Source organism: Haloimpatiens massiliensis, assembly GCF_900184255.1.
GTDB lineage: Bacteria > Bacillota > Clostridia > Clostridiales > Clostridiaceae > Haloimpatiens > Haloimpatiens massiliensis.
Genome location: NZ_LT854623.1, coordinates 1 through 805, shown reverse-complemented (window position 1 = coordinate 805; position 805 = coordinate 1). Strand labels below are relative to the sequence as shown.

1 pseudogene is annotated in these 805 nt (G+C 29.9%); it reads left to right on the top strand.

Annotated features, from left to right (window positions below):
- Positions 1-107: 107 nt before the first annotated feature.
- Positions 108-805, top strand: a pseudogene (locus C1715_RS00075) (IS701 family transposase); the annotation flags it as partial.

Sequence of the window (805 nt, the reverse complement as noted above, 5' to 3'; positions counted from 1 at the left end):
CTTTAAATGAGCAAATTTCATAACAAATTATGGAATAAAAATAGACATTCATAATATCCTAGTGTATTATATTTCTGTCAGAAAACATAAACAAAGGATGAATATAAATGTCTACAGAAAATAATATACCATATAATAAAGAGATTAACAATTTCATAATTAAACTTGGATTATCATTATATTTAACACTGCCTCAATTAAAACATGTTTGTGAATTTATCTTTGCAGCCGTAGGTCGTGGGTATGATGGCAAAGTTATTCATATAGCTGAAAGTTGCTATCAGAGTACTTATAGAACATCCATAGGTCAATTTTTATCCAAAAGCCCATGGAATGAAGATTATATTTTGAGAGCATTACAAAAGTTCGCAGTTAATAAAATTTGGCAGTTATCTCGTGATACAGGAAAGCCTATTTATGTGATTATTGATGATACTATCTGTAAGAAGACAAAGCCTTCGTCACGGGCTAAAAATCCTATAGAAAAGTGTCAATTTCATCAATCACATTTAGAAAATAAAAAAGTCTATGGACACCAAGTTGTAGGTGCTTTACTACAATGTGGCGATGTTACAATTCCTTATCAGCTAACGCTTTATGATAAGACTAAAGTCGATAAAGACAATAAAAAATTTACTAAGATTAATATTGCTGTAAATATAATATCTTCATTACCCGAACCACCTATTCAAGGTTTCGTCTTAGGGGATAGTTGGTATAGTGCTGAAATAATTATAAAAACAGCAAAGGCAAAAGGCTTTGAATATATAGGAGCGTTAAAAACTAATAGAATTATATACCCAAA